This is a genomic window from Atribacter sp. (genome assembly GCF_035418125.1).
Classification (GTDB): domain Bacteria; phylum Atribacterota; class Atribacteria; order Atribacterales; family Atribacteraceae; genus Atribacter; species Atribacter allofermentans.
On record NZ_DAOLQM010000005.1, the window covers coordinates 29,379 to 35,378 of the forward strand.

Consider the following 6,000-nt stretch of genomic DNA (forward strand, 5'->3'; position numbering starts at 1 on the left):
TTTAAGTATTTCTTGGATAGAGATAAAATAAGAAAGGGTATTTTCGAACTATCTTTCCAGCTCATCATTGCAGGCAGGTGACAATATGTTTGAATCATTAGGGAAAGTCTCTGAGTTAGGTTATCGCGAAGAAAAGATACTTGATTTTTGGCGAGAAAAAAAGATATTCCAGAAAAGTTATCAGCAACGAGAAGGAAACCAACGTTTTATTTTCTATGAAGGGCCGCCAACCACCAATGGATATCCTCATGCCGGCCATATTATTGGCAGGAGTATGAAAGATTTGATTCCCCGTTATAAAACCATGTGTGGTTATTATGTACCTCGCAAAGCTGGTTGGGATACCCATGGACTTCCTGTCGAATTAGAAGTAGAAAAAATGCTGGGATTTTCCGGGAAACAAGATATAGAAAATTATGGGATTGATCGTTTTAACCAGAAATGCCGAGAGAGTATCTGGAAATATATAAAAGAATGGGAAAAGATCACCGAACGCATGGGAATTTGGATGGATATGGACCATCCCTATGTAACTTGCGATAATGATTATATTGAAAGTCTTTGGTGGATTCTCAAGCAACTCTTTAATCAAAATCTTCTCTATCAAGGATATAAGGTTTTGCCTTATTGTTCACGATGTGGGACTTCTCTTTCCAGTCATGAAGTAGCCCAGGGTTATCAAGATGTGGTAGATCCGTCAATTTATCTTCTTTTTCAAATCCAGAATCGAGAGAATACCTTTTTCTTAGTTTGGACAACCACCCCCTGGACATTGGTAGCGAATGTTGCATTGGCAGTTGGTCAAGACCTCGATTATGTGGAAATTGAAGAAAAAGAGACTGGCAAACATCTCATCCTCAATCGGGAAAGTTTGCCAGCATTATTTCAACCCGATGCATATACTCTGATTAGAGAAATGAAGGGGAAAGAACTAATTGGCTTGTCCTATAATCCTCTAATGACCTTCTTGGCTGCGCCAAAAGGATATCAAGTTTATCACGGAGACTTTGTTTCAACTGAAGAAGGAACTGGAATTGTTCACATAGCTCCAGCTTTTGGAGAAGACGATATGAGGTTGGCTCAAACCTTTGATCTTCCTGTGCTCCATCCGGTGAAAGCTGATGGAACATATGATGAGAGCGTACCACTCTGGCACGGGCTTTGGGTTAAAGATGCTGATCCTTTGATCATAAAATATCTCCAATCCACCGGTCAGTTATACCGACAAGAAACCCATCGCCATACCTATCCCTTTTGTTGGCGTTGTGATACACCACTTTTGTATTATGCTAAGGGAAGCTGGTTTATTCGTTCTACAGCAGTTAAAGAAACTTTATTAGAAAATAATCTCAAAGTTCACTGGCATCCAGATCACATCCAAAGTGGCAGGTTTGGAAATTTCTTGGAGAACGTGGTTGATTGGGCTTTAAGCCGAGAACGATATTGGGGTACTCCTCTTAATATTTGGAAATGTGAAAGCTGTGGTTATCAAGAAGCTATAGGGTCAAGACAAGAGCTTATTCAGCGTGCCAATCAGCAAATCGATCAAATTGAGCTCCATCGGCCATATGTCGATGCCATAACCTTAACCTGTTCTCAGTGTGGGGGAGAGATGAGAAGAACGCCAGAGGTTCTTGATTGCTGGTTTGACTCGGGAGCGATGTTTGTAGCCCAAAATCACTATCCTTTTGAAAATCAAGAACGTTTTGCCAGCCTTTTTCCAGCTGATTTTATTTGCGAAGCTATCGATCAAACCCGGGGCTGGTTTTATAGCCTTCATGTTTTAGCCAGTATCCTTTTCCAAAGCCCAGCTTTTGAAAATTGTTTAGTAACTGAACTGGGACTGGATGAAAAAGGACAGAAAATGAGTAAGCATATCGGGAATGTGGTTAGTCCTTGGGAGCTGATATCTTCCTATGGTGCTGATGTCCTTCGTTGGTATGTTTTTTCCGTATCTCCACCCTGGGTGCCAAAACGATTTGGCAAGCAAACACTGGGAGAAGTTTATAGTAAGTTTTTTACGACTTTTTGGAATGTTTTTCATTTCTTTGTTCTTTACGCCAATGCTGATGGTTTTGAACCGAAAGTGGAATTCGCTACTGAATTTAAAAACCGCAATGTACTCGACTGCTGGATTATTTCTCGTTTTGAAACCATGATTCAACAAGTTCGGGAATGGTTAGATGATTATGAAGTATCACGAGCTGCCAAAGTAATTGAAAATTTTGTAATAGAAGATTTAAGTAATTGGTACATTCGCCGCTCTCGACGTAGATTCTGGAAATCTGAATGGGATGATGACAAGCGAGCAGCTTATTATACTCTATATGAAATATTGTCTGGATTAGCGAAGGGAGTCGCTCCCTTTATACCTTTCGTTGCGGAAATGGTTTATGATAGCTTAAATAAAAATAATGGTCATCGAAAGGAGAGCGTCCATCTGGAAGATTATCCATCTTCTAATCCCTTACGGGTTGATCCCGATTTACTTCTTTTTATGGAAGTTGCTCGAAAAATTACCATATTAGGACGTTCGGTGCGGAATAAGGTGAATATTAAAATTAGACAGCCATTATCCAAGGCAATTTTAGTGATTCCCAATCAAAATGAACGCGAAGGAACGATGCAATTCGAAGATATCATTCAGGAAGAATTGAATGTTAAAGAAATACAATGGACAGCGAAACTTCCTGAAGGGATTGAACTGGTTTTAAAGCCTCGTTTTTCAGTTTTAGGTCCTAAACATGGTTCTAAGGTGAAGGACGTAGCACGGGCTCTATCGCAGGTTGAACGTCAAACTGCTCTTCAACTTTTAGAAGAAGGACATTTATTTATTTTAGTATCAGGAGAAAAGGTGTTGATTGAACGACAAGAAGTTGATATTCTATTGAAAGCCAGTGGTTCGGTTTCGGTGGAAAGCATGGAGGGATATGCGGTCGTTCTTGATACTCAATTAAATAATATTCTATTGAGAGAGGGATATCTTCGAGATTTAGTTCATCAAATTCAGTTATTAAGAAAAGAAGCTGGGTTTGAAGTCGAGGATCGAATCCGAATTGGTGTAAATGATGGGACGAATCAAATAGCCAGAATTCTCATTCAAGAAAATGAACAATTCATTCAAGATGAAACCTTAGCCTATGAAATTTTATACGGAAATTCGCTCCGAAATGATTTTTCCCGCGAATTTTCATTTGGAGATTATTCTTTTAATCTGACTTTGGAGAGGTGAAAAAATGTGGAATGAGAAATCAGCACCCACTCTGGTGAGATCATTTTTTGGTTTCTTTTTACTTTGTTTGTTTCTTACGGCGATTTCTCCAGATGGTTTAGCATCCACATATCACACTGTTCAAGCTGGCGATAACTTATGGAGTATTTCAAGGTATTATAAAGTCCCATTAGAAAGCTTAATGGCAATGAATGCTTTGAATAAAAATTCAATATTAAAAATAGGACAAAAAATTTTAATTGAAAAAAGTCAAGAAGAAAGCAGCAAAGAAATCATTACTTACACAATATGTGCTGGAGATAATATTTGGTCCATTGCTAAAAAATATGGTGTTCCCCAGGAAAAAATCCTCAAAGACAACAATCTTACTGAATGTTCAATATTAAGAATTGGCCAGAAAATTAAAATCACTGGATCTCAAAACCACCAAGGAACGATGCAAACTGCGAAGAATCAACCAGCGACCACTACTATTCAATCTTATGAAATCCGAAAAGGTGATTCTTTGTGGACCATCTCCAGGGTTTTTGGAGTTAGTATTAAGACCATTATGGCTGAGAATAATCTTTCTGAGAATTCGATTCTCCAAATTGGAATGAAATTGAAAATACCAACCCAACAAAATGAAGCACCTCAGGTTTTGGTCGCTCAAAATGACAAGAAAAACCAAACCACTGGAAAAGAAGGTTTTTATTATACAATCGCTTCGGGTGATACTCTATGGAATATTTCCCGGAAATATGGAGTGAGTGTTAATACTTTATTGAAAGTCAATAATTTGAAAAGTGCAGACCGTTTGCAAATTAATCAAAAAATATGGGTTTCATCCAGTGAAAAAAGGCCTTCACCGGGAGATACTTCTAATCAATACCAGATCTATCAAGTACAATCAGGTGATAGCCTTTGGTCCATAGCCCGACGTTATCGGGTATCGTTAGATCTATTGATGAATGTGAATGGGTTAAACCAGCAAAGCCGCTTAAGAATCGGTCAGCAGATCCGTATTCCGACCTATGTTTCTGATGGTTACGGTGAATCACAAAAAGGGTATATCTGGCCGGTTAGGGGACGAGTGAGTTCACCCTTTGGGATGAGGGGGGGACGAATGCATAAGGGTATTGATATCTGTGCTTCAGCCGGAACGATCATTCGAGCTGCTCAAAGCGGGGTAGTTACTTTTTCCGGTTCAAGTGGAAACTATGGACGAATGGTAATCATTACCCACGCCGATGGGCATCAGACTGTATATGCTCACAACAGTGTCAACTTAGTAACCAGAGGTCAGAGGGTTAATCAGAGCGATCCGATAGCACGAGTGGGTTCAACGGGCAATGCTACTGGTAATCACTGTCACTTTGAGATTCGTCAAAAAGGAACTGCAATTAACCCAATGAGTCAGCTGAGAAAATAATTGATGAATCGAAACCATGCTTTAGCAATGCTTAAAAAATATTTAAACAACCAGAATTTATTAAAACATTGTTTAGCCTGTGAAGCAATTATGAAGGACCTGGCACCTCTTTATAATCAAAACCTTGAAGAGTGGGCTTTGGTTGGACTACTGCACGATATAGATTATGAAATCACTAAAAATTGTCCCGAATCTCATGGTTTAGAAGGGGCTCGGATATTGAGTGAAGTTGGTTATTCCGATAACATTGTTGCTGCGTTACGTTCCCACAATCCTGCAACTGGCCATGTTCCGAATAGTATTTTAGAAAAGGCATTATTCGCGGTAGACCCAGTTAGTGGGTTTATTGTTGCCTGTGCTCTGATACATCCCAATCGTTCGCTCAGCGAATTGGATCTTGATTTTCTTATGAATCGCTTCAAAGAAAAAAGCTTTGCGCGAGGTGCCGACCGTAACCAAATCCAAAGCTGCAACAATCTGCAGTTAAGCTTGAATGAATTTTTATTGATTGCCTTGCAGGCTATGCAAAAAATATCACCTCAATTGGGTTTATAAGCCATATTTTTCCCTCACTTAAAATTTATACCCTCGTACTCTTGACAATCAGTTTATCAAGTTTTATACTTTTAAATGTCAAAGTCAAACAACATCAAAGAAAGGTATGGTGATAATTGTGAACCGTTTTGATCCTTTTCGTGATTTAACTCTTTTACAGGATAGGATAAATCGACTATTTGATGACAGTATGGTTCGACATGAAAGACAACCTTCACCGAATGAAGCTTGGGTTCCAATGGTAGACATAACCGAAGATGAGAATGAAATTGTTCTTTGGGTAGATCTACCAGGAGTAAGTCAAAAAGAGGTTGATATCATAATTAACGGTGATCAACTTACCCTAAAAGGTGAAAAGAAGTTTGACCAAACTAACCAGAGAAAATACTTACGAAGAGAAAGACTGGTGGGTCCTTTTTCAAGAACTTTTCAACTTAATTTACCGGTTGAAACCGAAGAAATATCGGCGGCTTATCGCAATGGGGTCTTAGAAATACATCTTCCCAAGCCGGCGGAATCAAAACCTCGGAAGGTTTCCATCCAGACTGAATAATCCTAATCAATCAGCTGTGAGGAGATTATGAGAGATAAGAAAAGAAGGGATGGTTAAAACCATCCCTTCTTTGTGTTAAGTAGTTTAAAAAAGAGAATTTCCGGTAAAGGGGATGAAATTTCAATGGAATTCAAAGACTACTACCAAATATTAGGTTTAAATAGAAATGCCGATGAGAAAGAAATAAAGAAAACCTATCGTCGATTGGCTCGTAAGTATCATCCCGACCTCAATCCCGGAAACAAAGAA

General features: G+C 38.9%; 5 protein-coding genes. All 5 read left to right on the forward strand.

From position 1 onward, the window contains the following. Positions 1-85 precede the first annotated feature (85 nt). The gene (ileS, locus tag PLK24_RS00910) at positions 86-3,232 is read left to right on the forward strand and encodes an isoleucine--tRNA ligase (protein ID WP_324475807.1); all 3,147 of its coding nucleotides are present in this window, start codon (positions 86-88) and stop codon (positions 3,230-3,232) included. 4 nt (positions 3,233-3,236) lie between these two features. Further along, positions 3,237-4,643, forward strand: coding sequence for a LysM peptidoglycan-binding domain-containing protein (locus tag PLK24_RS00915; RefSeq protein WP_324475808.1), 1,407 nt, complete (start codon positions 3,237-3,239; stop codon positions 4,641-4,643). 3 nt (positions 4,644-4,646) lie between these two features. Beyond that, complete coding sequence (locus PLK24_RS00920) at positions 4,647-5,198, forward strand: HDIG domain-containing metalloprotein (RefSeq protein ID WP_324475809.1); 552 nt, start codon at positions 4,647-4,649, stop codon at positions 5,196-5,198. 118 nt (positions 5,199-5,316) lie between these two features. Then, positions 5,317-5,751, forward strand: a complete 435-nt coding sequence (locus PLK24_RS00925) for an Hsp20/alpha crystallin family protein (RefSeq protein WP_324475810.1) — start codon at positions 5,317-5,319, stop codon at positions 5,749-5,751. A 123-nt stretch (positions 5,752-5,874) separates the two neighbouring features. Continuing rightward, on the forward strand, positions 5,875-6,000 hold a 126-nt coding region (locus PLK24_RS00930; protein ID WP_324475813.1), incomplete at its 3' end, for a DnaJ domain-containing protein.

Bases quoted from the DNA above. Each gene is read 5' to 3' on its own strand.
- ileS (WP_324475807.1), top strand. From the start codon at position 86: ATGTTTGAATCATTAGGGAAAGTCTCTGAGTTAGGTTATCGCGAAGAA.
- PLK24_RS00915 (WP_324475808.1), top strand. From the start codon at position 3,237: ATGTGGAATGAGAAATCAGCACCCACTCTGGTGAGATCATTTTTTGGT.
- PLK24_RS00920 (WP_324475809.1), top strand. From the start codon at position 4,647: ATGAATCGAAACCATGCTTTAGCAATGCTTAAAAAATATTTAAACAAC.